Source organism: Candidatus Ozemobacteraceae bacterium, assembly GCA_035373905.1.
Lineage (GTDB): Bacteria > Muiribacteriota > Ozemobacteria > Ozemobacterales > Ozemobacteraceae > MWAR01.
The window spans coordinates 108,714-133,032 of sequence record DAOSOK010000005.1; the positions used below are offsets into that span (position 1 = coordinate 108,714).

Here is a 24,319-nt window from a genome sequence, read left to right on the forward strand (position 1 = left end):
ATCACTGTAACACGGCGGCCCGGCTCCGAGGGAGCGGGGAATTCTGCCGGAAGCGCGGGTGAGGTCAGCGAAGAACGGCGAGAAGAGTCGCCAGGGTCGCCTCGACGGCGTTCGAGAGATTGTCGCCGATCTCGTTCAGGAGGGGGGTATTCCTGTTTCGCCGGCCGTCGATCCAGCTTTGCACCGAGGCATCGGAAAAATAGGGAGACACGTCGAACGCGCCGTCGGCGAAGGGATCGTAGCTCGGGTCGCCGACCAGTTTCTTCGGGAAGGCTTTGCTCACGAGTTTGTCGATCTTGTGCGCCCGGTCGAAGGCGCTCTTGTTGTCGGCCTTGAACCGCTTCATCAGCATCGTGGTGGGCGGTTCGTCCGCCTTATCCCGGGCGGAGCACAGGGAGGCAATCTTCTGCGAAAGGCCGGGATACAGCTTTTCCGGGACTGCCGCGCCCAGAATCTGCATGCGGAGCGCGACGGCTTCGAAGAGAAAGTGGCGGTTCGACAGGAGTTGCGTGTTGTCACGGCTGAATCGATCCTTGTCTTTCGCCAGGATGGCTTTTGCGATGACGAGCGGATTGAGAAACGGCACGGCGCTCGCATGATATGGTGCGGTCATATCCTGCAGGTAATGGATGGTGCAGGCGAGAAACCGGGCGGCCCAATACCGGTCGCCGGCGCACAGGGCGACCTGAGCCAGGTTGGCGAATGCGACAAAGCGTAAATGCGTCATGCCCTGCTTGAGGGACGGCTTGATCTTGAGGGAAATCCAGTTCTCGCAGGGAAAATACATGTGGAACGGCGCCTGGGAACCGGTGCCTTTCAACGAGCCGTAGGGAATCTCGCCGTACCGCGGGTCGCCGGCGCCGAACAGGCCTTGATCCATTCCCCAGTCGGGTTCGTCGGAGAACAGGACCAACCAGTCGCCGAACCGGCGTGCCATGCTCGGGTTCGCCAGGGCGGTGTTCTGGACGGCGTCGAATCCGGGCGGGATGACGACTTTTGAAAAGGCGGCGGGGGCGACGCCGAGAATCTCGAGAAATTGCTTCTGGGACATCGTTCCGGGCTGGCGCAGCAGAGCTGCGTTCGTATCCGAGAGGAGCCATTGCGGATGGGGATACACCCGTTGTTTCCAGTCGTGGAACAGCCGGAGCGCCGTTTTGAGCGCTTCGTTGTTTCGGGCGACGAACGACGCGAGCGTCGTCGGCCTGACCACTTTGTCCAGGTCGGGCAGTTCGTCTTCGAGCGCGTTGACCGCGACGCTGGTCAGCAGAAAATGCCTGTCCCATGCGAAGGAAGCGGAGGCGATCAGCACCATGAAGATGCAGACAACCCCCGTGATATGCCTGAGTCGCGTAGGCGTTCGTGCGTTCATCCGTTCATCCTCCCGAAATGGCAGCATTGTGCGTACCAGTATCTTTTCATTATACAGAGAAAACCAGAGCCGGCAAGCTCAGCTCCGGCAGCGGGCGGGGGAGGCCAGGAGGCTGAGCCATTCGATGCTGCGGCCGGAGGTGTCGAGATTGCGGGTTTCCTCGAGGATCGTGAAACTGGCCCGTTCGAGGGCGGCACGCGCCGTTTCGGGGAGGTAAAAGGTCCAGCGGCGGCCCTCCTCGTCGCGGTTTTCTCCAGAACCGATTTTCAGCGACAGGCCGAGAATCCCGCGCGGAGACATCACTCGGTAGATATCGCATAATACGTCATGAGCCTGGGCGGCCGGCACGTGCAGCAGGGACGCGCAGGCCCAGACACCGCCGAAGCATGCGTCACGGAAGGGAAGGCGCAGGAAATCGCCGCGCAGGAGGAGACGGCCGCCCCGGGCCTTGTGCGCCGCGAGCAACCCGGTCGATGCGTCGAGAGAGACGGCATCGAACCCGCGTCGACGAAGGGCTTCCGAGTCTCTGCCCGCGCCCGAGCCGAGGTCGAGCACGCGACACCCTGGGGGCAGCCGGTTGCAGAAGGGCGACAGCAGGAACGAGAGATCCTGCTTCCACGATGATTCGGCGTAGACGTCGGCGCGTTCGTCGTAGTAGGCGACGGTCTTTTCATCCGGCCCTGTGGCGGGCGGAGCGGCACGCCCGCGAAACGGCTGATATGGCGTCATCAGTCGAGCAGAAGGTTCAGGACGGTGTCGAGATCCGAGAGATCGTCGAGGGCCCAGGTCGCACCGGCGGCTTCGAGTTCGCGCCGGGAGGCTGACCCGGTGGCCACGGCGAGACTCCGCACGCCCCACGGGTGACAGGAAGCGACGTCGTGAACGGTGTCGCCGACGACGGTCACCGTCTCCGGTTCGAACGGCTTTCCGACGCGTTCGGCGGCCCGACGCATCGCGAGGCCGACCAGTTCGACCCGCGTCGGGTGCTCGCAGCCGAACGCGCCGAAGGGAAAATACTCTGCGATGCCGAACCGGTCGAGCTTGATTCGGGCGCCTTCGCGAATGTTCCCCGTCACCAGGCCGAGACAGGCCCGTCCGGACGATGCGAGGGCGTTCAGGAGAGGGCCGACGCCAGGTTTCAGATGGCCCTTGCCGGCGATTTCCCGGCGCAGGATCGCCGTGTAATGGTCCTTGAATTTCGAGATCGACTCCTGGTCGGGAAACGCCGTTCCGTCGCGGTCGCAGACTTGCCTGATCGCGTTCAGATCGGTATTGCCGTCGAGCCGGATCCCTTCGAGACCGCGCGCGGCGCCGAGCACGTCGATCATCGACCGCTCGATCGCGTAATACCCGCTCCGGTCCGCCGAAAGCAGCGTACCGTCGATGTCGAACAGAATCAGGCGATCATGAGGTCTCGTCATGCGGTTCTCCGGGAGGCGGCGATGTGGAGGGCGCGGGCGCGTTGTCAGGTTCGGCCGGGGCGACGGGTTCGGTCCGGACGGAGGCCAGGCGGGAGCGGACGTTCGCGAGTTCCTTGCGATTTTCCTGTTTCGCGCGGACCATCCCCTGGATCTCGTAGACCCGGAGGCGCCCTTCCATTCCTCTGATCTGCACGTTCTCATGCGGGATGGCGCGCACCTCTTTCGCCACCTGGGCGAAAGTATTCTCGTCGACGAGAATCGTGGTCTTGAACTCCTTGTTGAGCGCTTCGAGGCGCGACGCGAGGTTGACGGTGGAGCCCATGACCGTGAACTCCTGGCGTCGTTCGGAGCCGATGTTGCCGGCCAGAACGGGGCCGCTTGCTATACCGATACGTATTTTGAAACATTCGCGGTTCTCCTGCGCCCATTTGGCCTGGAGTTGCCGCAGCCGGTCGAGCATCGCGAGGGCGGCCTCGATCGCCGACCTGCCGGAGGACGGGAGGTTGCCGAGAACGCCGAACCTGGCCATGACGGCGTCGCCGATGAACTTGTCGATCTCTCCGTCGTGCTCGAGAACGACGTCGGTCATCGCCGACAGATACTCGTTCATCGCCGCGACGACCTGGGCCGGGGCAAGGCCCGAGCTGAACGCCGTGAACCCGGCGATGTCCGAGAACAGGATCGTCGCGTTCTTCTCGATGCCGCCGAGGTTGACCGAACCCGGATTCGCCAGGAGCGTGTCGACCAGTTCGGCCGAGGTGTATTTCGAGAAGATGTCCTTGAGCTTCTTTTTCTCGGCGAGTTCGCGCTCGCTGAGCTGCTTCGACGATGTCAGTTCGGTGCGGGTCTGGAGGAACACGTTCGCGTTCGAGATTGCCATCCCCATGAAGGAGACGAGCGAGACCATGAACCGCAGGTCGGCTTCGTCGACTTCCTGCCGGTTGTCCTGAAACGACTCGATATATATCATACCAAATGTTTCTCCGGGAATGCCGATGGGCATCGCCACGAGCGTGTCGGGAAGGGGATCGCGGTCGACGAGACCGCGCGTTTCCGGGTCGTCGAGGGCGGCGTTCCGGTAGACGAGCTGGCCCCGGGAGAACGACCAGGTGAGGAAATGCTCGACCTTGTCGACGGGCAGGATGAGGGAGTCCCTGATCTCGTCCTTGAAGCCGGCCCATCGGAACGGGTACAGCTCGTTCCTGGAACGATCGTGGAGGAACAGGATATAGCGCGCCACCCCGAGTTCCTGCACGAGCATCTCCGTAATGGCGGTGAAGACTTTTTCCGGATCGAGGGTGGTGGTGAGGTTCTTGACCTTGCTGAACAGCATCGAGGCTTGGCGACGCACCTGCTGCAGCCGGCTCTTGAGTTCGTCGTTCTTTTTCTGATACTCCTCGCGGAGGCGGTCGGCATAGGCTTTTTCGAGGCGCTGCCGGGACTCGTCGCGCAGGCGGACACGCCGGTCGCCGAGCACATGCCGAAGGACGTAGATCAGGCCGCCCGCCAGCCCCACCGCGGCCGCGGACGAAAGCGCGAACAGAGCCCAGGGCAGGGGGCTTTGCGGCATGACGAACTCGACGCTCTCCGCCGCGCGAACGGCGACAGGAAACATCGCAAGTGAAGCCAGCGCCAGGATGAAGCGTCGCATGCAGCTCAGTTTCGGTTTATATCCATCGGATGCCGGGAATTGTACACCAATTCCCCCCCGGCACTCAAACGCTGCTCTTCCTCTTTCAAACGTCCCTCTTTCCTTCTTGATTCCAGCGAATGGAAAGCCGGGGTGATCTCGCCCTTCGACACCTCGAGGGCGAACGGGTGGGTTTCATTCAGCAGGACTCAATGAAGGGCAGCCGTGCCGATGGAGAGTTTGAATTTTCCGTTCAGGGGGAGGCGACCGGCTGGAAACGACGTTCCGGGCGGCGGGGCGAGCACGACGAACAGCTCGAGAATGCTGCCCGCGACAGGGTCTGAGGGGTTTCCGGTGCCGGTGTCGATGTATTCGCGAAACTCATCGCCGGGATGAACTCTGATCAGGGCTGCCTTCGCATCGAACGATGCGACATCATCGACCATGACCCGATCCGACATTGCCTGAAAGCCCGGAGGCGGGGAACCGCTCTCGACGCTCGCGCTCATGCGCAGGCTGCGATCGACCAGCCTGACCTGGTAGGCCAGCCGATACTCCAGATCGCCGGTCGGGGAGAGGTGGTCGGTTTTCCATTCGAGGACCGGCGTGTTCGCCGGCGAGGTGGCTGGTTTCCATCGCAAGGGCCGCGGATCGGCCCTCACGACCCACTCCGGGCCGGTGCCGTCGCGGATGAGGGTGTCGGTTGCCTCTTCGATGGCTTTCCGGAGGGCGGTCCAGAACAATTCCGTCTGGCGGGTTCGCTCCTGGCGCCAGGAAGCGGCTTGGTAGGCGTTCATGCTGTTTCGGTAAACGAAATACAATCCGCCCGAAAAGAGACCGACGATGAAGATGGTGACGATCAGCTCGATGAAGGTGATGCCTGCGCGGTTCAATGCGTGACCTCGACTTCGAGCAGGGTTTCCAGCGAGCGACGGATGCCATTGTAGCTTCCCCAGCTTTCGATGCGCAGGAAGTCTTTCGTGTACCCTTTTCCCGTGCGGGTGACCAGGGTGAACGTCGCGACGCCGAGCTGGTAGGTGCCGCTTTCGACGGCGTTGAGCGATGCCGAGAGACGCGCGGCGGGCGAATTGGGGCGGGCCGGGTCGAAATCGTCCATCCAGGCGGCAGTGTGGCGCGCGATGTCGTTGGGGGAGCCCGTTCGGTGAATATGTTCGAGGATATAGAATTCCGAGGGGAGCATGCGGAACTTGTACTGAGCGAGCTGCATCGCGCCTTTTGCGGCCATCAGGGCTTTCGTCTGTTCGGCGAGTCTCGTGTGGACGGCGGTCTGGGAGCAGGTGTTGAAATACAGGGTTGCCGCGAGGACGAAGATGATGACGGCCGCCAGGAGAACGCTGAAGAGGGCGAATCCGTGGCGCGGGGTCATGCGTTTTCTCATGGTCATTGCCTCAGGTCCGCGCGGAAGGTCGCGAGCGTGACGGGGGCCCCCCGCTGGCCGTATTCGACGTCCACCCGGATCATCATGAACAGGTCGGGGCAGGCATACGAGGCGACGCCGGCGCCCGGCGGCGGTGCGGCGAAGCCGAAGACGAGAGCCGTCGCGGCATGGGGCGGGCCTGAATACTCGGGCTTGAGCGTGATCCGGATCAGGTAGTCCGTGCGGCCGATCCGGACGGAACCGGTGCCGAGGAGCCCGTCGATCTGCAGGCTCACGGGAAGGGTTCCCGAACCGGTCTGCAGGTCGAACGGCACGTGTTTGATTCCAGGGGATCCGCTGACGGTCTCGAACGGAACGGCAAGGAGCGTGTTGACGGTCGACTCTCCGATCTTGATGGCGATTTCCTGGTCCGCCTGCCTGCCCGCGATCCCGAACGACTGAGGCAGGGCCCGCATGATCGGCAGAATGATCAGGGCGATCAGAAAGAACGCCATCACCAGTTCGACGAGCGACAGGCCTCGGCGGCCGGCGTCAGTTCCGGATATGCTTCTGTTCAAGGACGCGAATCCTGGTTTTCTCATCGGTCACCGTGAAGAAGACTTTGAGCGTTCTGGTCTGGCCGGCGTAATCGCGCACCGTGGCTTCGACCCAGGGGAACTTACCGCTCTGAAGGGTCGCGAGGTTCGCCCCGCCGCTGAGGGGCGGGGTCGGTTCGCGGAAGATGACGGGCAGAGGTTGCGTGGAGAAGGCGTTGTTCGGGAGTTCGACGGAGGCTGCCTGCGGCGGGTAGACGTTTTCGATCGAGTACGAGAGCCGCGCGTGCGCGACACCGGTATAGGGCGCCGGAATCTGCGTGATCGGCAGATTGAGGAGGTTGTCCTCGTCGTTGAGCCATTTGACGTTGTCTTCGGCCCAGAGGGAGAGATCATACTGTACATCCTCGATGACCGGAATCGTGCAGAGAACGGTCGCCGACCGGCCGAAGCCGTTGCGCTTCGCGAAGGTCGCCTCGTCCCCGTCGATCGGGTCCGCGTTCAGGTCGTTGTCCGACTGGCTGTAATCCTCGAGCCGGAAATTCCGGTACCAGAAGGTGTCCGGGAAGGGCCCCGCAAAGCCTGCGGGCGGAGGATCGATCCGGAACTTCCATTTCCATCCCTGTTCGGACGTCGGGCAGTTGCCGAGATCAAGATCCAAAATTTTTATATATGCATCTCTATCGTTCGGAGCGGCGTCGAGTTCCTCGAAGGTCTTGACGGAGTTCTGAATGAATCCGCTGTAATCGGGGTCGAACGTGAGCATGTTCTGAATCGGCGGCGGAAAGACCAGCACGCTGTTGGGTTTTCCCTCGTCTCGCTTTGAAACGAGCTTGATCAACAGGTTCGGCAGGTCGTTGTCCTCGATCCAGATTTTCCCTTCGCCTCCGGGAAAACGCTGGGAAGGATCGATCGGATTCGTCTCGTCGTATGTGTACGGAAACGGCCGGGCCGTTCCCGGGTCGCGGCCGAGGTCGCCCAGGTTCATTCCGTAGGTCGTTTCGGGGGAGTCTTCGACGATATTCGGACAACCGGGATTCAGGATGTTGTTTTTGTCCCAGACGAAGACGGAGTATTTCATTTCGCCGAGGCAGTCGTTCGGGAGAAAAACGTGCTTTGCAAGCGCCGAACCGCTGAGGGAAAGCGCCGCACTTCCGATCCAGTCCCATTCTTCGGTGGGGGTCCAGACCGAGGTCGCGTCGGCAGGGCCGTTCATGCGGCCGATGGCAAATCGTGACGTCAGCATGCCGCCGTCGTTGTCCTCGGCGATGAGATCGCTGGGCTTGAAAAAGTCGCCGGTCGTCGCGGGTCGGGCTGTGGAACCCGTTCCGGGTTTTCGGCCGAGGTCGGGAAAATGACCGATCGCGTTTCCCGAAGGACCGCTGATGTGGGGCGGCGTGCGGTCTCGCCAGTTGATCTTGAAGGTTGCCGTTCCCTCCGGTTCTTTTTTATTGCCTGTTTTATGCGCATCGAGAGCCGATTTGACCGGAGCGTTGTTGTAGCAGATATTCGCCGTGACCCGCTTATGATCGCGCTCCGTTTTCGTCCGATCGGGATCCGCGGGCGTGGGGTCGGGAACCTCGTGCTCTTCGCAGACCGAATCAGGGCAGGGGCGTTTGCCGCAGTCGCAGGTGAAGTGAGGGCCGGGCCAGGATGTGACGGGATCGACATACCGCCAGCCGCCGTTGATTCCGGCGAGATACGAGATCGAATCCGGCTTGTCGTGGGCGGGTTCGTTGAGAGCGGAGGCACCGCTCCAGGTGAGGACGGTGTTGTAGTGCCATTTCGCATCCGTGTGATCGTGAGTCTGATTGTTGCAGCCGCCGGGACAGGGCCCGCGGGCGAGAAACGCGTATTTCCGGTAGAACTTGTCGACGTCGTCCGCTCCGCTGGGGCCACCCAGGATGACTTTGGGGGTGCTCAGCATCGCCTGGAGCCGTCCGAGCGTCGCATGGTCGAAATGGTTGGAGAGGATGTTCATCAGTTCCGACCAGACCACGAACAGCGTCGTCGGGGAGGGGGTGACGATGTGGATGTTCGTGATCGCATCAACGTCCTCGTACGTGTTGACAGGCGAGTCGCCGAAGTCGGAGGTGATCGTGATGAAGCCGGGGGCGACGAGTTGATTTTCGATCTGTCCCCATGCGGAACCGCCCGCCAGGATGAAGCAGATGAAGACCAGGGAAAGATGGATGCTGAACCGGTTTGACCGCGTCATTTCAAACCTCCGTGCGACTGTGTCGTGTCATTCGGTTGGCCGAAGAGTTCCAGGGCGGCTTGTCGGGAAAGGCTTTCGATGCTGGTTGCGCAGGCTTCGGCGTTCGAGCCTGCCTGCCCGGCCACTTCCCGCTCGAGGCGGGACAGAAACGCCGGGATGAAGGCGGATTCGACTCCACGGAAGGCCGCGAGCAGGCACTGTTCGAGGTCGTGTGCGGCGACGGCCTGGCCGAGGCGGGTTCGGAGAACTCCCAGGAAAAAGTAAGCCCGGGGGGCGAGCGCAGGCGATTCCAGGGCTTTCTGAAGGGGTTCCTGCGCGGCGACTGCGTCTCCCTGGCGGAGCAGCAGCAGGCCGGCGATATAGGAGAGCCACGGGTGGCCGGCGTGCAACGCAAGCGATTTCCAAGCCTCGGCGTCCGCATCCGGGATTCCGAAGATGACCGCGTGAAGGAAAAGGCGGGCGAGCGCGATGAGCCGGCCCGGCGGATGGCGTTCCGAAAGCCGGTCGAACTGGACCCACGTCCAGAAAACGGCTGCGGGGAGAAGGAGAAGGCCGAGAACCAGCAGGCTGCCCGAAAAGGGGTAGGCTTTCCAGACGAGGATGAGGCGACGGTGCAGGGGTTTCACCGGGGAGCCGGCGAAAGATGCGCCTGCCACGGCCGCCGCCTTCAAAGGCATATCGGCCGCGTCGTAGGCGTCCGACAGGGCCGGGAGGAGATCGGGAGGGAGGGTGGACGTTGCCGTGAGCCGTTCGAGATCGCGGAGAGCCTCGAGCGGTCGGTTGATCTTCAGAAGCGCCTTTCCGCGTTTCAAAAGAAGATCGGGGCGGCCGGGAAACTCCTGCAGCAGCTTGTCGAGGGCGGTCACGGCTGCGAAATAATCGCCTTTGCCGAACTGGGTGTCGAGCGAAGACAGGAGCGAGTTGATCTGCCGGAGTTTCCCGATTCTGGCTTTGAGTGCGAGTGCTCGGCCGTGCGCGGGCTCGCGTTTGAGAAGATCGTCCAGGAGCGTGTCGGCAGTGTCGAGATCGCCCCGGCCGAAGGCCGCCTGGGCACGAAGAAGGAGGGAGGCGAGCGAGTAGGTCACGACGTCGTACGCCCGTCCGGTCGAAGGGGCGATGCTCACGCCGGTTTCCTGGTATTTCTCGATCGTGTCTTTCACCTTCTGGAGCTCTTCGAGCGCCTTTCGGGCATCGGCGTTCGTCGGATCGACGGCGAGGACTTCACGGTATTGTTTCTCGGCGTCGGGAAGATTGCCGGCGCTCTGGTAAAACTGGGCCGAGCGGAGGGCCGCGGCGACGCGCTGCGCTTTCGCCTCGGCGATCAACCGGGAAAGGCGGACGACGTCGGGGTCGTCGGGAGCCACGGCCCGGGCCTGTTCCAGGTGGGTTCCCGCGGCTTTGAGGTTGCCGCTGCGGAAGTAGAACTCGGCCTTTTCGAGCCATTGTCTGATGGCTTGGGGAGCGGCAAGAAGCGGGATGGATATCGAAACGAGAACGAGAACGGCATACCGAATGATATGCAATGTACGACATCCGTGGCCGGGACGGAGCATTCCCATCAACTCGTTCCTCTGATTTCAACTCTTGTACCATGATACCCCATAACCGGAGATTTTCCCACCATTCGGGAGAGAGGGGGATTCCTTTGACATTTCCCTGGCGCTTTGCTAGATTGCATCAATACCGGCGGGCATGTGCCCATGCCGTGCCGGGGCCCGTTTTCCGTTGACCGGATTCCAATTCGGGGCCATGGGCCCCACAATGACGAGGAGGCTTTACACGATGCCGCTGGTCACAACGAAGGAACTGTTCGCACGTGCACTCAAGGGCGGGTATGCTATCGGCGCGTTCAACGTGAACAACATGGAGATCGTCCAGGGAATCTTCGAGGCGGCGATCGCCGAGAAGTCGCCCCTGATCATCCAGGTTTCGGCCGGGGCCCGCAAATACGCGCGGCACGAGTATCTGATCCACCTGATTCAGGCTTCGATCGAGATGGCGAAGAGTTCCGGGATCGACATCCCGATCGCCCTTCACCTCGATCACGGCGATGATTTCGAGATCTGCAAGAAGTGCATCGACGGCGGTTTTACCTCGGTCATGATCGACGGGTCGAAGCACAGTTTCGAGGAGAATGTGAAGCTGACGAAGCAGGTCGTCGATTACGCCCATGCCCGCGGCATCAGCGTCGAAGCCGAGCTCGGCAAGCTGGCCGGGGTTGAGGACGCGGTGTCGGTTTCGGAGAAGGACGCGGTCTACACGAATCCCCGCGAGGCGAAGGAGTTCGTCGAACGCTCCGGGTGTGACTCGCTGGCCGTCGCGATTGGCACCAGCCACGGGGCCTACAAGTTCAAGGGCGATGCGAAGCTTGACTTCGAGCGCCTCGCCGAGATCGAGCAGGCCGTTCCGAATTTCCCGCTGGTTCTGCACGGCGCCAGCTCCGTGCCCGAAGATCTCGTCGCCATCTGCAACAAATACGGCGGCAAGCTCCAGGATTCGAAGGGCGTGCCCGAGGACATGATCGCCCGGGCGGCCACGAAGAGCAACGTCTGCAAGATCAACGTCGACACCGACCTCCGCATCGCGATGACCGGCGCCATCCGCAAGGTGTTCGCCGAGAATCCGGGCGAGTTCGATCCGCGCAAGTATCTCGGCCCGGCCCGCGACTCGATCCGCGAGGTCGTGCGCCGCAAGATGCGCCTGATGGGCTGCGCCGGCAAGGCCTGAGGTGCCCGACAGACGAACCGCGATCGCCGGGGCGGCGGCAACGCCGCTCCGGCCCGTGTTTTTCCGGGCAGGGCCGACGTCGGTCGCCCTTGCCTGCTTGCTCTTTCTCGCGCTGCTGGCGGCCTTCATGACCGGGTGCGGCGGCGGAGGAGGGGGAGACGGCGGAGACGCCGACCCGCTGGCGCCGGAGATCGGCGCCCAGGTCGACGGTTTCGTCGACGCCCTGAATGCCGAAAACATCGACGGCGCGATGCGTTATGTAGACTCGAATATATATTATTTTCGGGCCGGAACGAATGGGTTTCTGAGGTATTCCGCCTTTCAAGAATACCTTCGGAACTTCGTCGAATCCGCCAGCGGCATCATCCTGAGCATCGACGGCAGGGAGTTTACATCCAACGGTGAAACCTGGGCCCTGTGCGCCGGCACCTTGAACTGCTCCTGGAAAGATGCCGAGGGGAATGCACGAACGCTCACGGAACCTGTTCAGATCGAATGGCAGCGGATCGAACGCTGGGGGATCACGAAACTGTCACGGTACGACACGACCGGTCTGCAGTTTCCCCCCGCACCCTGACAAAGCATGATCCTGGAAAGAGGAGGCTGAGCGGCGATGAGCACTGAGACGAGATTCCGTATGTCCGATGGGCGACCCGCGATCGTATTCCGGCCGGACGGCGGCGCCATGACCTGGCAGGACTGGATGTGCCAGCCGGTCGCCCTGCTTGCTGAAGCGCCTGGCAATCCTGATCGGGTTGTTCTGCTGTCATTCCAGTCGGGGATGCCCCTCGCTTCGGTGAGCGTTTCGCCGGAATGTCGAACGGCCCTGAACTCCGCGAAAGCCCACGTTCTGGCTTCCGGTGACGTTCCCGAGTCGCAGGATGCCGATGCGGCGGTCGTGAAACTCGAGCCGTTCGACGCCTCGGGGTTCCTGCACGAAGGCATCAAAAAGCAGATGAGGGGCGAGCTGGAAGCGGCCGTCGAAGCATACGGCCGCGCCGAAGCCGAGGTGCCGGAACTGCCCCGCGCCGCGAACCTGCGCGGCCTGTGCCTGCGCCTCCTGGGTCGCAACGAGGAGGCGGAAGCCGCATATCGCCGTGAACTCGAGACGTCACCGGCCATGCCCGATGCGTTCGCGAATCTCGGCATCCTGTTCGCGCGCTCCGGCCGGAACGCCGAAGCCCGCGCCATGTTCGAGAAGGCGCTCGAACGCGACCAGTTCTACCTCAACGCCCTGCTGCACTTCGCCAGGCTGCTCGCTGCCGAGGGACAAAAGACTTCGCGGCTGTTCGCCTCGCTGAACATGCGCCTCCTGGGAGCCTGGGCCGACGCGCCCCAGGCGCAGGAGCATCTCCTTGCGATGGCATCCGCCTGCGGCGCCTCGCCCGCCGAGTTCGCCGCCCTGCTGCGGGCCGAAGCCGGCTGGCTGGCCGATCCCTTCGTGCTCCAGACGATGAAACGGTGCGAAATCCTGCGCCTGAACGGCGCGTATATCGCCACCCTCCGGGGATACGGCGTCCTGCTCGACCGCACGGCCGGCATGCCGTCGGCCGCGTTTTTCCGGAATTGGGTGGCGAGACGGAATTCGCTGATCGAGACGATGATCGGCGATATATATATACAAGAATGGAATAGTTTGAAGGCGGAGCTGCAGGCCCGCCACCCCGAACTCGCTCCGGCTTCTCCCGCCCCGGCGGCCGACGCCGGCCGCGACGGGCAACCCGAGCGTGACGGGGCGATGAGCCCCGAGGAGTTTTATTCGATCATCGTGACCGAGATGCTTCGCGACGGCCAGGTGTCGCAGCATGAAGCGGCCCTCCTGAACCGGTTCCGCGCGGCCCTCCGCATATCCGACCAGGCGCACGCCCGGATCCTCGACGAGGCGGTTGCCGCGACCCCGCGCAGTCCCATGACCGACGGCGGAGGCGAGTTCCGGAGCGAGGCGTTTCTTCGGCGGCTGGCGGCGGCCGTGATCCGAGACGGGAAAATCGACGAACTGGAGCGGAAGATGGTCGTTCTTGCCGCTCAGACGCTCAATGTATCATCCGATGCGGTCAAGGCCGCATTCCGCGAGGTGGCAGCATGAAACAGGACCATTCTTCGAAAGACAAGGACACTCCGCAGGCTTCCGCCTGGGAAATCGAGATCATCAAGTCGGTTGCGAAGCACCTGACCGACGAGGGCTACCGGTTCCAGTATCTGTCGGATGCCTGCCTCGAATTGTATCTCCAGGGCAAGAATCTCACGATGCGGATGCTCATCTACGCGCACAACAGGCATCTGGTGGTGCGCGTGCCGGGCTTCATCCGCAACGTCGAACTTCGCCGTCTCGACCTTCTGATGACTCTCATGCAGCTGATGGACGAGTATTTCGACATCAGGTTCGAGCTGGCGAAAGACGGCCAGAGCCTTTCGGCCGCCTGCACCCATATCGTCGAAGACGGCACGATGACGAAGGCCCAGTGCATGCAGACGATGATGGTCGTCGCCTATATCGTCGACGATACGTATCCGAAACTGATGCATATCCTCTACGGCACCCGGCAGCCCGTGGAAACGGGGGACGCGATCCCGGTGGTCGCCGACGATCCCGAGCCCGGGGACCCCGGTGACGGAGAGGAAGACGACGACCCGGGCGAATCGGAAGATCCCTCCGGCGAGAGTTCTTCCGGCCGCTCAACATCGGGTCACAGGCGCGGCAAATCGCCTCGCCACGACAAGGTGAACTGACCGAAGGAGTTTCACATGCGACTGTCCCTCCGCCTTCTTCTGTGCCTGTTCCTGATCGGAGCGTGCGCGATCCCTCCGGTCGCGGCCGATATGCCGAAACTGCCTTCCTGGTACGGATTCGACGCCTCGCTGGCCGATATCCCGAGAGTCGGCGTTCCGGTCGAGGTGCTTGCCACCGTTACCGCCCGCCTCGGCGACCTCGAAGACGTGGACGTATCGCTTCTTCTCCCCCAGGGATGGGCCCATGTCCCGCGGGAGGAGCCAAAGGGCCGCCTCGGCTCGGGTTCCAGCCGGCTTTTCCGCTTTGTCGTCACCCCCGCCGGTCCCCTCCCGAACGGCTCCATCGGCTGCAGGCTCCGCGTTCGCACCCCGAAGGCGGAATTGATCCGGGAAGCCGGCCGCCGTTTTCCCGAAGAGGCAAATAAAATAGCTCAAACGATAACTTCGTGGCCGGATATGCACGAGGCCTTCGCGGACATGGCGTTCGCCCTGTACAAAGAAGAAGGCTTCTATCCCCTCGGCCCGGACATGTGGATCACCTACGACGACAGACTCAGGCCCGAAGGGGCCGTCCGCGGGCCCTGCCTCTACCGTGACGTCATGATCACGCCGTTCCAGGCCCAGACCGACGTCGAGATGTTCGACAAGCTCCGGACGCTTCTCAAGAGCGATCCGAAGCTGGAGGCCTCGCTCGCCGAAAAGGGCATCGATCTCAAAAAGAAGAGATTCGACCAGCTTCTCGGCCTGTATGTGCTCGCCGTCGAGGCGTATCTGAAGGGCGATTTCCCGGCGGCCGAGGCCCTGCTGAACCGCTTCGCGAGCGAAAGCGGGGATGCGGCCGACGTGCCCGTCGAGTTGGCGGTCGCGGCCGAGAACCTGCGGGGACTCGCCGCATGGGCATCCGGCGATCGCAGAACGGCGGAGCAGGCTCTCCAGAAAGCCTTCTACAAGAACCGGAAACTCTCCGTGCAGCGATATGTATTGAGAAATATAGGACTGCTGATGATCGCGAAGGGCGATCGCTCGAGCGCCCGTGAGATGCTCCGGCTGGCGGTCGAAATGAAGCCGGCCTACGTCCTTGCCGGCGATGAATACGCCCGGTTGAAGGAACGCTGATTGGCGATCGATCCCGTCGCGGCGCTTCTCGAAGACCTGTCGTCGCCTGACCCGACGATCAGGTTCTCCGTTCTGTCCCGCGTCGAGGATGTCGAGTGGACGGCCGAAACGCTCGCGGCCTTCAAACGGCGCGCCGCGGCGGAAGCGGATCCCGGAACGCGGTTCCAGATGCAGAAGTTGCTGGCACGGATCGAGCGCAGATCCGGGACGGTTTCCGCCGGCGCCGACGGCGTCCTGGCGGAACTCGAAGCTCTCCTGAAGGACCCGGGGCGCGACGATCTGAGCCTCGCGATCGTCGTCGAGGGCATCCGGCGCGGCGAGGCGCCGCTCGCCGCGATTGCCCTCCGCGAAGCCGGCTGGTGGAACTTTTCGGCCGAACTGCTCCCCTCGATCCTTCAGTTCTTCAAAAAGTTCGGCTCGATCGAGGACGTGGCCCAAATCGAGACGATGTGCCGGCACGCCGATCCGCGCGTCCTGACGACGGCGGTCGAGGCGCTCGAGAAGCTGAGCCCGGACAGTCTGAAAGACCTGATCGTTCCATTGCTCGTGAACCCCATTCACGGCATCCGCTCCCGAGCGATCCGACTCCTCTACCGTTGGGATCCCCAGGAGGCGATGAACCACTTCGAGGCGGCGCTGTTTTCCGAAGATGCGAACGACCGCAACGCCGCTCTGTTTCAGGCGTTCTTTTTCCCGTTTCCCGAGATCGAGCCCCTCATGCTCAGATTCATCGCGATCGAGGATGCGCCGTCGCTGCTCGAGAAGGCCGGCTTCCTGTTCCGCGCGAATCCGGCTCCCGAAGAGCCCCTGCGGCTGCTCGAGGTTCGAGAAAACTGCCGCGGCGAGAAGCGGAGGATCGTCGGCGAGATCCTGTCGGGGGTGATCCGGTCTCTCCACCAGGCGGGGCTCGTTCAGAAGACGCCCGAGCAGTTGACGCTCGAACTCGAGGAAGTCTACCAGCGCCGGAAGGCCCGTCAGCTCATCGAAGGATGCAGGCTTTCTCTCGCCTCGCAGGACACCGAGACCCGGAAGCAGGCGGCGTTGCGCCTGTGCGATTTCGCGCGGCTCGGATACCCGGAGGCCCGAAAATGTCTCGACGAATGGATCGGCGGCGAGGCGGATGCCGATGTCCGCACCGCGATACGCTCCCGGCTTGCGGCCCTCGACGAGAAAGCCGCGGCCGCCGCCGACCTGGATCTGCAGAAGCTGCAACCGGAACAACGGATGCGACTGCTGGCCGGCCTCGACGGCGAGCGGTTCAAGAAACTGAGACCGAAACTGCGCGAGTTCATGCGGAACTGCACGCCCGAAGAGCGTCTTCTGACAGTGCAAGCCATCGGAAGGGTGGGTGACAAGTCCGATGCGCCGTTGATCACGGGGTATCTGACCGGCGGGGAGCACGCGGCCGCCGCCGCCGCGATCGAGGCTCTGGGCTCTCTCGACCTCGACGTGCTGTCGCCGTATCTTCCGAAACTGATCCAGCACCCGGCTGACGAAGTCCGGGCCGTCGCCGTCCGCGTATTCGCCCTGTTCGACAAGAAGCAGGCCCTCTCGCTGGTCGAGAAAATGTTCGCCTCGATCCAGCCCAGGCAACGGGCCTACGCGATCTCATGCGCCTCGCAGTTCGATTTTCCAGCGGTTCGCGAGATGCTGGTCTCCTCGCTTCAACGTGAACAGGATCCGGAAAATATCGGACAATATATAGCCATCTTCAAGGCGAACATGGACGAGGAACTCTGGATGAGCATCTTCAGGATCGTCGAGAACACCCAGGGGACGCGGCAGGAGATGCTGCTCGGCCTGTGCAGGGAGGCTGCGGAGAGCCTGTCTTCAGGCGGGCAACCCCAGAAGCATTTCGAGTTCCTGAAGGGAAAGGCGCGGGCCCGGTTCGAGGCGGAACGGGCGAAGAAAGCCACGGCCCAACCGTCGTACGCCCTGTCGAACATTCAGAAGATCCGGAAACAGCAGGCGGAAGGGGAAAAAGAGCCGAAAGCCGATCCTGGTCTGGTGCCGTTCGCGATCGTCTCGGTCCTCGTGGGGGCGGTCGCCACGGCGCTGATCTGGTTCCTGTTCCTTGCGCCCCCTTCGTCGCCGCCGAAAAAGCCGGGAAAAACGACGGAAACGGCACCCAAGCCGAGATTCGACAAACGGCCGAAAAACGTCTCTGGCACCGTCACCGGCGTTTCGTCGGACGGGAAGCGCTTCACCCTGAAACCCGCCGGCGCTTCCGGAGAAACCTATCTCATCGAGATCGGCACCGCTCTCGCCGCGCCGCCGGCAGCCGGATCGGAATTCAACGGCCAGATCAAGCCTCTTTCGAAAGAGGGCGACGAGATTCTCGCCCAGTTGGTCATGGCTTATTGAAGCCGGTTCCTTGACATTGGCGGTTCGGGGCACGTATGATGCCCCCATGAGCCAGTATGCGTGCGCGGGTGAAGCCAGGGGAGCCGTGTTCGTCCTCAGGAGCACCGGTTACCTGGATGAAAACGCTGGAATGTCCTTGAGAAAGGCCGTCGAAGAGGCTTTCCCCAAAGGATTCCGGAACTTCGTACTCAATTTCGCGGGCTCCCCCGTGATCAATTCACAGGGAATCGCGCAATTGATCGAAATCACCGAGATCGTCGTCGACGAGAAAAAAGGGAAGCTCGCCTTCACCGGCCTCAACGACCTGACGATGAACGTGTTCAAGATGGTCGGCCTTCTCAGGATGGGAACGGCTTTTCCGACCGAGGACGCCGCTGTCGGGTCGTTCTGACGTTCGGCCAATCGACAAAGCGCCGATTGGCGGCTATATTTAAGATAGGGCGGTTCCCCAGTCGTTTTATCTGTACAATATCGGGGACCCCGAGGTGAGGCAGATGGTCGAGAAAACGTCGATGATGTCCGCGAACAGGCTCGCCGAGATCCAGCGGTCGCTCGAGAAAACCGTCCAGCGGGTTGCGTCCGGCAAGCAGATTCTTTCCGCATCCGACGACGCGGCCGGCCTTGCGATGGCGATGGCCATCGAGTCGCAGGCGCGCAGCCTGACGGGGCAGATCGCCAACCGGCAAGACGAGATTTCGTTGCTCCAGACGGCCGAGGGAGGCATGTCCCAGATCGGCGAGATGACCCAGCGCATCCGTGAGTTGTCCGTACAGGCGGCAAACGGCACCCTGACCACCGAAGACCGACAGGCGATCCAGGCTGAGATCGCCCAGCTCAACGCCGGCATCGACCAGATCTCCGGCTCGACGAACTACAACACGAAGCCGCTTCTCGACGGCAGCCTGAACATCCAGCTCCAGAACGGCAACCGGTTCGCCGTTCCGGCTCTCGACTCGGCGACGCTCGGCACGTCGGCGATCGACGTCACGACCGTGAACGGCGCGAACGCCGCCATGACGGCCGCGGGGCGGGCGGGAGAATCCGTCGTTTCCGAACGCTCGCGCGTCGGGGCGATCACCAACGGCATCACCAGCGAGATCGCTGGACTCCAGCAGGAGCTCATGAACGCCCTTTCCGCGCAGTCGCGCATCAGCGACGTCGACATGGCGCAGGCCGTCCTGCAGATGACAACGCAGCAGCTCCAGCAGGAAGCCACGATGCGGGTTTTCAAAATCGATGAGGCTTCTCGCTCCAAGGTGCTTCAGCTGCTTTCCTGAATCATTCCTTGAAACCTTGGCGCCGCGGTCGTTGACCGCGGTTATTTTTTTCTCGGCGCGACGCGGCGGGTCGGAACGGCCGTGAACGGATCTTCCGGCCAGGGATGGCGCGGATACTGACCGCGCATCTCGCGTCTGAGCGCCGGGTATGCGTTCAGCCAGAAGCTGCGCAGGTCTTGGGTAATCTGGAGCGGCCTGCCGGCGGGCGAGAGCAGATGTACCAGCACGGGAACCCGCCCGTCGACGATTTTGGGCGACTCGGTGAGGCCGAACAGTTCCTGAAGTTTGACGGCCAGCACCGGAGGCCCCTTCTGCTGGTAATCGAGGCGGACACGGCTTCCGGAAGGCACCGGCAGGCGTTCCGGTACGAGCCGTTCGACGGCCTGCCGCTGTTTGTGCGTGAGGCGCGAGGTCACTTCCCGACACAGATCGAGTCGCCGGAGTTCGGCGAAACTTCTCGAGCCTCGGCAGATGTCCGGAAGGAGTTCCGACCACCAGCCGGCGTCGATGTGCGGAATGGCATATTCGGACGCGGCGCTGCGGAGCAGTTCGAGTCTCAGAAGAAACTGGTCGAACTCCTCGGGCCAGGCGAAGGCGCGGCGCGGGTCTTTCGCAGCTTCCGCCGCCAGGAGTCTCGATGCCGCCTCCTGTTCGTCGGGGGCGAGCGGTACGACCGTTTCTTCCAGCGGAAGATCGAGATATCGCTTCCGCCTGCGCGCGACGACCGCTTCCTTCGCTGGGTCGAAAAAGACCTCCCGCTCGGTTCCGACGGCATAGGGGAACAGCTCCTGGAGCCAGTCCGGCTCCACGGCGGATGCCCAGCGGATCAGCGCCTCGTTCCCGATGCCCCGGCCGGCGGCGGCGTCGGCTGAGGGAACGGTGATCAGTTCTGCGTTGCGCACGGAGCAGGCGGGGCTGAGGACGAGCCCGCGACCTCCCGCCATTCTGAACTGGAGGCTGTTTTCGGCGCGTCTGCGCGCCACCCGGTCGGGATATCCGGCCAGAATGGTCTTCAGCAACAGGGTTTCGCGAGCCGTTCCGGACGGTGCCGGCGCGCTTTTCCCGCGATTCCCGACCAGCGCCGACAGCTGCCGCGAGACGCGGTCGGCCGTTGCCGCGGCCCGCATGTCGATCCGGTCACCGGTATCTCGAAAACCGCATGAGCGGGCCTCTTCGAGAAGGTCCAGCCGCAGGAGGAGATCGCTGCGTGTGACGATGCGGGTCTCGCGGTCCTGTGTGCGCACGGCGAGATCCCGCTCCCCGAGAAGGGCCGCGAGATCTGCACCTTCCTGCGCCATGCCGTGCCCGGCGGCGAACAGAAGCATCCGCGCGAGGCGCGGAGCTGCCGGAATCTCGGCCATCTTCGCCCCGAGAGGGGTGATCGCGCCCGATCGGTCGAGGGCGCCGAGCGTTTTCAGGAGTTCGACGGCGGCGGCCATCGCCGGAGCCGGCGGGGCCTCGAACCAGCCGAAGGACGCCGGATCGGTCTTTCCCCAGGCTGCGAGCGTGAGAAAAACGCCGGCAAGATCGACGCGCTGGATATCCGGGGGCGTCGAATCGGGCAGAAGAGCGTGGTCGGATTCGGGCCAGAGGCGGAGCACCCGGCCTGGGCCGAGACGCCCGGCGCGGCCGGCTCGCTGTTCGGCGCTCGCCTTGCTGATCCGCTCGAGTTGCAGTTTTTCGAGGCCCGTCTGCGGGTCGAGCCGCAGGATGCGGCACCAGCCGCTGTCGACGACGGTCGTGATCCCTTCGATCGTCAGCGACGTCTCGGCAATATTTGTAGATATAATAATTCTTCGTTTTCCGGATGGCTTCAGTGCATCGTCTTGCCGGTCGAGGGGAAGGCTGCCGTGCAGGGGCACCAGCGAGACGTCGCGGGCCGCGGTCGACTCCGAGAGGAGGCCCGTGGTTCTGGCGATTTCCCCGGCGCCCGGCAGAAAGACGAGCATGTCGCCGCGAAGCGGATCGTTCGCCAGTTCCCGGACCGCCGCGTCGGCCGCCGCTTTGCAGATGTCGGAGCCCGGCTGCTTCAATGCCCATACGCGGGTCACGGGGTGGAGGAACCCTTTGCCCTCGAGCGACGGGCAGGGGGAGAGAAAGCGGCAGATGGGCGCAGGATCGAGCGTGGCTGACATGACGAGGATCCGAAGGTCCGGCCGCACCGTCTGCTGGATCTCGCGCGTCATGGCCAGGCCGAGATCGGCCTGCAGGCTGCGTTCGTGAAACTCGTCAAAGATGACGAGGCCGACGCCGTCGAGGAACGGGTCGCCTTGGAGCCTGCGCGTCAGGAGCCCTTCGGTCAAGACTTCGAGCCGGGTGGCCGGCCCGGTGCGCTTGTCGAACCGGACCTGGTACCCGATCGTCTCGCCGAGACGCGTTCCGTGAAGCGCCGCCATCCTGCGTGCCGAAGACAGTGCCGCCACGCGGCGGGGCTGGAGCATCAGGATGCGCTTGCCGGCCAGCCAGGTTTCGTCGAGGAGGGCGAGCGGCACGATCGTCGTCTTGCCCGCGCCGGGCGCGGCCGTCAGGACAAGGTTTTGTCCCTCCGCCAGGGTGCGGCGGATGCCGGGGAGCGTTTCCGTGATGGGAAACAAGGGCAGGCCATTGCGCATTACGATGCGGCCTGGGGCGATTCGGGCGGGGTGGGGGCGGACGCGCGGGTGAGGACGAGCAGGGTGATGTCGTCTTCCTGCATGGTGTCGGCCGTGAGATCGCGATGCCAGGCGAAGATGCGTTCGCAGCTTTTGCGCGCGTCGTCGCAGAGGCGGGCGGCGATCTCCTCGCTCATGCGCTGGTATCCGATCGGCTGGCCGCCGATCTTCGCCTCGATGATGCCGTCGGTGTAGAACACGACGCGGTCGCCCGGCTGAAGATCGGTCTCGGCGGGAGTCAGCAGGTTCTTCTTCATGCTTCCCAGGGGCATTCCGTGCAGTTCGAGGAAAAGCGGCGGCTCGCCGGTGCGGAATTTCACCGGGTAGTTGTGTCCTGCGTTCGCATACAGCATCTTGTTGTGGACGGGGTCGAGAATGGCGAGAAAACAGGTCATCATGCGCTTCCGCTTCAGCGTTCTGAATAAAACTCGATGTATAACTCCAAGTATTGATTCCGGAGTCGTCGGCTCCTCGCTCTCGCGCTCGACGAGCGCTTTCGCCATGGCCATGACGAGAGCCGCCGGCACGCCGTGTCCGGAGACGTCGCCGACCAGCAGGAGAACTCTGCCGTCGGGCAGTTGCTGGAGGTCGTAGTAATCGCCGCCCAGAGCGGTCATCGTATGCGATTCGCCGTAGATCGAGTACTCTCCGGCCTTCACCTCGTTCCCAGGGAACAGGCTCTCCTGGACGATTTTCGCGACTTCGAGGTCGGCGAGGCCTTCCATCACGCCGTTGAACGTCCGTGCAAGGTCGCCCAGTTCGTCCTGGCCGGCGTCCGGCACGCGGTGCGAGAATTTTCGCTGGCTGATCGCGGCGACGCCTGTGGTCAGTTCCCCGATCGGCGTGAGGAACCGCTGGGAGAGGTGGACGCCGAGGAATATACTCATCACGACGATCATGCCGGCAAACATCCAGATCCGCCGCTCGAGCAGCTTCATTTCCTCGATGATCGGCGCTTTCGGCACGAGGCCGATCAACAGATGGTTCGCCAGTTCTTTCGGCTTGATGCCGGTCGCGAGCCAGCTCTGGTTGAGACCGGTGAGCTGGCCGATCGTCGTCGACTGCCTGAGCTTCAGATCGGAAAGGAGGGGGGCCAGCCGTTTCGCGAGAGGAAAATCTGCCGGCGTATTTTTCTCGCTCGAGTTCCAGGCATACATGCGCAGGCCCGGCAAGGCCCGCTGCGATGGCACGAGATATTTCGATAAATAGACACACTCGAGGGCGAACTTCCTCCAGTAGGAAAGCATGATGTGGGTGACACGGCCGGTCGAATTTTTGACGGGGAGCATCAGCATCCAGGTCTCGTTGCCGGCAAGCGACAGGTTCAGCACCCGGCCGATCTCACGGGTCAGGTTGGTCGCAAGGTTTTCCCCATGCGAGAGGGTTTCCATGATGAGGGATGCGGTGTCGAGCTTGCCGGAGAATTGTTCCTGGTTCAGATTGGCGATGACCTGGGCGCCGACGATACCCATCATCTTCCGCGCTCGCCGGCCCTCGGCGCCCGATTCTCTGTCGAGGTCGACGGCGACTTCGCCGGAGGCATCATACAAAACCATATTGTTCGACAGATACCGCTTGTTGAAGAACTTCATCACTTTTCGCACGCGACTGAGATTATTGCCGTCGGTCTGGCAGGTGTTGACCAGTTTTGCGAACGTGATCTCCATCATGCCGCGCATCTGGGGAAATCGGGCGTCGAAGGCCCGTAGGGCCCGTTCGCATTCGTCATGCGTCTGGCGGATGCGGGCTTTGTATTTCTGATTCAGATAATCCATGCCGGCAAAGATGACGACGGCGAGGGGAATGCCGCTCGCAAAGCCGAACAGGACGACGAGCCGCCACCTGATCGGAAACTGGAACCGGACGCCGCGAACCATCACGAGATAGCTGACGACGGTGCAGGCGGCGAAAAAGAGGGTGGCGATCGCGGTGAAGAGCAGGCGTGTCCAGGTGAAGTCGGCGGCGACACTCCTCGGCCGGCTTGCCCAGAGTCGTGACGTGGAAGAGAACGGCATTACGGTGAAGAGCTTGTCGCCGATCAGGTGGTGCTCGCGGGTGGATCGCTGATACTCGCCCAGGGCCAGCGCAAGATCTGGCGGTATGGGAGCCTGGGAGTTGAGATCCTGGATGCCGACCGTGACGCCGAGGCGGCCGGCACGGGTCTTCATGAAGCGGACCATCAGGTCCCGGAGTGCCAGCAGAGGCCAGTCGGGAACGTGATTGGCGTGGATGAAGATGCAGCCCTTCGGTGAGGTGGTATACCCGAACCATCTCCCCGTTTCGAGGAAAGACGCTTCGAAGAGGCTTCGATGGTAGAGATTCATGCGTGCAAGCGAGGCTTCTCGGCCGATGAACGTCTGGAACATCGGCCACATCTGCGCCATTTTGGCGCGCATCGCGTCGTTTTCGTTTTCGTCCGGCATCGCCCGTGGATTTTTCGATACGGCCTCATGCAGTCTTTTCACGAGCAGTTTCGACGGATTGCCGCCTGTCAGTTCCGGAATGATGTTGCCCTGGGAGTCGGTGACGGTGAACCTGAGAACGCCTGGAAACCGTTTTTCGAGAGCGATGATTCCCCGGCGAAGGATCCCTGTTCTGTCTTGTGATGCGTCGGCTATGAAGCGAAGCTTGGAGACGAGCCTGCTGAGGAGTTCCGGGGTGTTTTCGCGTTTGCGGAAGGTCAGGAGGACGTTGTCGAGAAGCTGATACGATTCCTCGATCGACTCCTGTTCGACGGTGTTCCAGCGGATACCGAGACCGTAAGCGACGAGCAGTACCGGCAACGCGAAAAAGACGAGGCATGTTGCGAGCCATCTCATCAGAATGGGCCAACGGTTCATCTGCAGCCTGTCTCCGGATTCATTCGGGATTTTCTCACTATACC

General features: G+C 62.8%; 19 protein-coding genes. 8 read left to right on the forward strand and 11 right to left on the reverse strand.

The annotated features are described in order from the left end of the window. Positions 1-64: 64 nt before the first annotated feature. The 9 genes from PLU72_03685 to PLU72_03725 form a co-directional block, all read right to left on the reverse strand. Complete coding sequence (locus PLU72_03685; protein ID HOT27266.1) at positions 65-1,369, reverse strand: hypothetical protein; 1,305 nt, start codon at positions 1,367-1,369, stop codon at positions 65-67. Positions 1,370-1,447: 78 nt separating this feature from the next. After that, positions 1,448-2,098, reverse strand: a complete 651-nt coding sequence (locus tag PLU72_03690; protein ID HOT27267.1) for a methyltransferase domain-containing protein — start codon at positions 2,096-2,098, stop codon at positions 1,448-1,450. Next, on the reverse strand, positions 2,098-2,790 hold the full coding sequence (locus PLU72_03695) for an HAD hydrolase-like protein (protein ID HOT27268.1): 693 nt from the start codon (positions 2,788-2,790) through the stop codon (positions 2,098-2,100). The genes PLU72_03690 and PLU72_03695 overlap by 1 nt, the downstream gene beginning before the upstream one ends. Continuing rightward, a complete protein-coding gene (locus PLU72_03700; protein HOT27269.1) occupies positions 2,774-4,441 on the reverse strand; it encodes an adenylate/guanylate cyclase domain-containing protein in 1,668 nt (555 codons plus the stop codon). The genes PLU72_03695 and PLU72_03700 overlap by 17 nt, the downstream gene beginning before the upstream one ends. 188 nt (positions 4,442-4,629) lie before the next feature. Further along, positions 4,630-5,313, reverse strand: a complete 684-nt coding sequence (locus tag PLU72_03705) for a prepilin-type N-terminal cleavage/methylation domain-containing protein (GenBank protein HOT27270.1) — start codon at positions 5,311-5,313, stop codon at positions 4,630-4,632. Beyond that, positions 5,310-5,807: a hypothetical protein gene (locus PLU72_03710; GenBank protein ID HOT27271.1), complete on the reverse strand. Its 498-nt coding sequence runs from the start codon at positions 5,805-5,807 to the stop codon at positions 5,310-5,312. Before PLU72_03710 ends, PLU72_03705 begins: the two co-directional genes overlap by 4 nt. 14 nt (positions 5,808-5,821) lie before the next feature. Next, positions 5,822-6,376: a hypothetical protein gene (locus PLU72_03715; GenBank protein HOT27272.1), complete on the reverse strand. Its 555-nt coding sequence runs from the start codon at positions 6,374-6,376 to the stop codon at positions 5,822-5,824. Beyond that, positions 6,351-8,570 carry a hypothetical protein gene (locus PLU72_03720; protein HOT27273.1) on the reverse strand — a complete coding sequence of 740 codons (2,220 nt, stop codon included), beginning with the start codon at positions 8,568-8,570 and terminating at the stop codon, positions 6,351-6,353. Before PLU72_03720 ends, PLU72_03715 begins: the two co-directional genes overlap by 26 nt. Further along, positions 8,567-10,093: a tetratricopeptide repeat protein gene (locus PLU72_03725; GenBank protein ID HOT27274.1), complete on the reverse strand. Its 1,527-nt coding sequence runs from the start codon at positions 10,091-10,093 to the stop codon at positions 8,567-8,569. The genes PLU72_03720 and PLU72_03725 overlap by 4 nt, the downstream gene beginning before the upstream one ends. A gap of 259 nt (positions 10,094-10,352) precedes the next feature. Here PLU72_03725 and fba point away from each other — a divergent pair, with 259 nt between their 5' ends. The 8 genes from fba (at position 10,353) to PLU72_03765 (ending at position 18,784) form a co-directional block, all read left to right on the forward strand. Beyond that, positions 10,353-11,297: a class II fructose-1,6-bisphosphate aldolase gene (gene fba, locus PLU72_03730; protein HOT27275.1), complete on the forward strand. Its 945-nt coding sequence runs from the start codon at positions 10,353-10,355 to the stop codon at positions 11,295-11,297. Between the two features lies 1 nt (position 11,298). After that, positions 11,299-11,874, forward strand: coding sequence for a hypothetical protein (locus PLU72_03735; GenBank protein ID HOT27276.1), 576 nt, complete (start codon positions 11,299-11,301; stop codon positions 11,872-11,874). A gap of 36 nt (positions 11,875-11,910) precedes the next feature. Further along, positions 11,911-13,383, forward strand: a complete 1,473-nt coding sequence (locus PLU72_03740) for a tetratricopeptide repeat protein (protein ID HOT27277.1) — start codon at positions 11,911-11,913, stop codon at positions 13,381-13,383. Beyond that, positions 13,380-14,027, forward strand: coding sequence for a YbjN domain-containing protein (locus PLU72_03745; protein HOT27278.1), 648 nt, complete (start codon positions 13,380-13,382; stop codon positions 14,025-14,027). The genes PLU72_03740 and PLU72_03745 overlap by 4 nt, the downstream gene beginning before the upstream one ends. 15 nt (positions 14,028-14,042) lie before the next feature. Then, positions 14,043-15,143, forward strand: coding sequence for a hypothetical protein (locus PLU72_03750; protein HOT27279.1), 1,101 nt, complete (start codon positions 14,043-14,045; stop codon positions 15,141-15,143). Continuing rightward, positions 15,144-17,507, forward strand: coding sequence for a HEAT repeat domain-containing protein (locus PLU72_03755; GenBank protein HOT27280.1), 2,364 nt, complete (start codon positions 15,144-15,146; stop codon positions 17,505-17,507). 46 nt (positions 17,508-17,553) lie between these two features. Further along, complete coding sequence (locus tag PLU72_03760; protein HOT27281.1) at positions 17,554-17,898, forward strand: STAS domain-containing protein; 345 nt, start codon at positions 17,554-17,556, stop codon at positions 17,896-17,898. A 103-nt stretch (positions 17,899-18,001) separates the two neighbouring features. Beyond that, on the forward strand, positions 18,002-18,784 hold the full coding sequence (locus tag PLU72_03765; protein HOT27282.1) for a flagellin: 783 nt from the start codon (positions 18,002-18,004) through the stop codon (positions 18,782-18,784). A 41-nt stretch (positions 18,785-18,825) separates the two neighbouring features. Here the strand turns inward: PLU72_03765 and hrpB are convergent, their stop codons facing one another. Both hrpB and PLU72_03775 read right to left on the reverse strand, forming a co-directional pair. Beyond that, a complete protein-coding gene (gene hrpB, locus PLU72_03770) occupies positions 18,826-21,396 on the reverse strand; it encodes an ATP-dependent helicase HrpB (GenBank protein HOT27283.1) in 2,571 nt (856 codons plus the stop codon). Next, positions 21,396-24,275 carry a SpoIIE family protein phosphatase gene (locus PLU72_03775; GenBank protein HOT27284.1) on the reverse strand — a complete coding sequence of 960 codons (2,880 nt, stop codon included), beginning with the start codon at positions 24,273-24,275 and terminating at the stop codon, positions 21,396-21,398. Before PLU72_03775 ends, hrpB begins: the two co-directional genes overlap by 1 nt. Positions 24,276-24,319 lie beyond the last annotated feature (44 nt).

Bases quoted from the DNA above. Each gene is read 5' to 3' on its own strand.
- PLU72_03685 (HOT27266.1), bottom strand. From the start codon at position 1,369: ATGAACGCACGAACGCCTACGCGACTCAGGCATATCACGGGGGTTGTC.
- PLU72_03695 (HOT27268.1), bottom strand. From the start codon at position 2,790: ATGACGAGACCTCATGATCGCCTGATTCTGTTCGACATCGACGGTACG.
- PLU72_03690 (HOT27267.1), bottom strand. From the start codon at position 2,098: ATGACGCCATATCAGCCGTTTCGCGGGCGTGCCGCTCCGCCCGCCACA.
- hrpB (HOT27283.1), bottom strand. From the start codon at position 21,396: ATGCGCAATGGCCTGCCCTTGTTTCCCATCACGGAAACGCTCCCCGGC.
- PLU72_03700 (HOT27269.1), bottom strand. From the start codon at position 4,441: ATGCGACGCTTCATCCTGGCGCTGGCTTCACTTGCGATGTTTCCTGTC.
- PLU72_03750 (HOT27279.1), top strand. From the start codon at position 14,043: ATGCGACTGTCCCTCCGCCTTCTTCTGTGCCTGTTCCTGATCGGAGCG.
- PLU72_03760 (HOT27281.1), top strand. From the start codon at position 17,554: ATGAGCCAGTATGCGTGCGCGGGTGAAGCCAGGGGAGCCGTGTTCGTC.
- PLU72_03745 (HOT27278.1), top strand. From the start codon at position 13,380: ATGAAACAGGACCATTCTTCGAAAGACAAGGACACTCCGCAGGCTTCC.
- PLU72_03720 (HOT27273.1), bottom strand. From the start codon at position 8,570: ATGACGCGGTCAAACCGGTTCAGCATCCATCTTTCCCTGGTCTTCATC.
- PLU72_03710 (HOT27271.1), bottom strand. From the start codon at position 5,807: ATGACCCCGCGCCACGGATTCGCCCTCTTCAGCGTTCTCCTGGCGGCC.
- PLU72_03775 (HOT27284.1), bottom strand. From the start codon at position 24,275: ATGAACCGTTGGCCCATTCTGATGAGATGGCTCGCAACATGCCTCGTC.
- PLU72_03765 (HOT27282.1), top strand. From the start codon at position 18,002: ATGGTCGAGAAAACGTCGATGATGTCCGCGAACAGGCTCGCCGAGATC.
- PLU72_03740 (HOT27277.1), top strand. From the start codon at position 11,911: ATGAGCACTGAGACGAGATTCCGTATGTCCGATGGGCGACCCGCGATC.
- fba (HOT27275.1), top strand. From the start codon at position 10,353: ATGCCGCTGGTCACAACGAAGGAACTGTTCGCACGTGCACTCAAGGGC.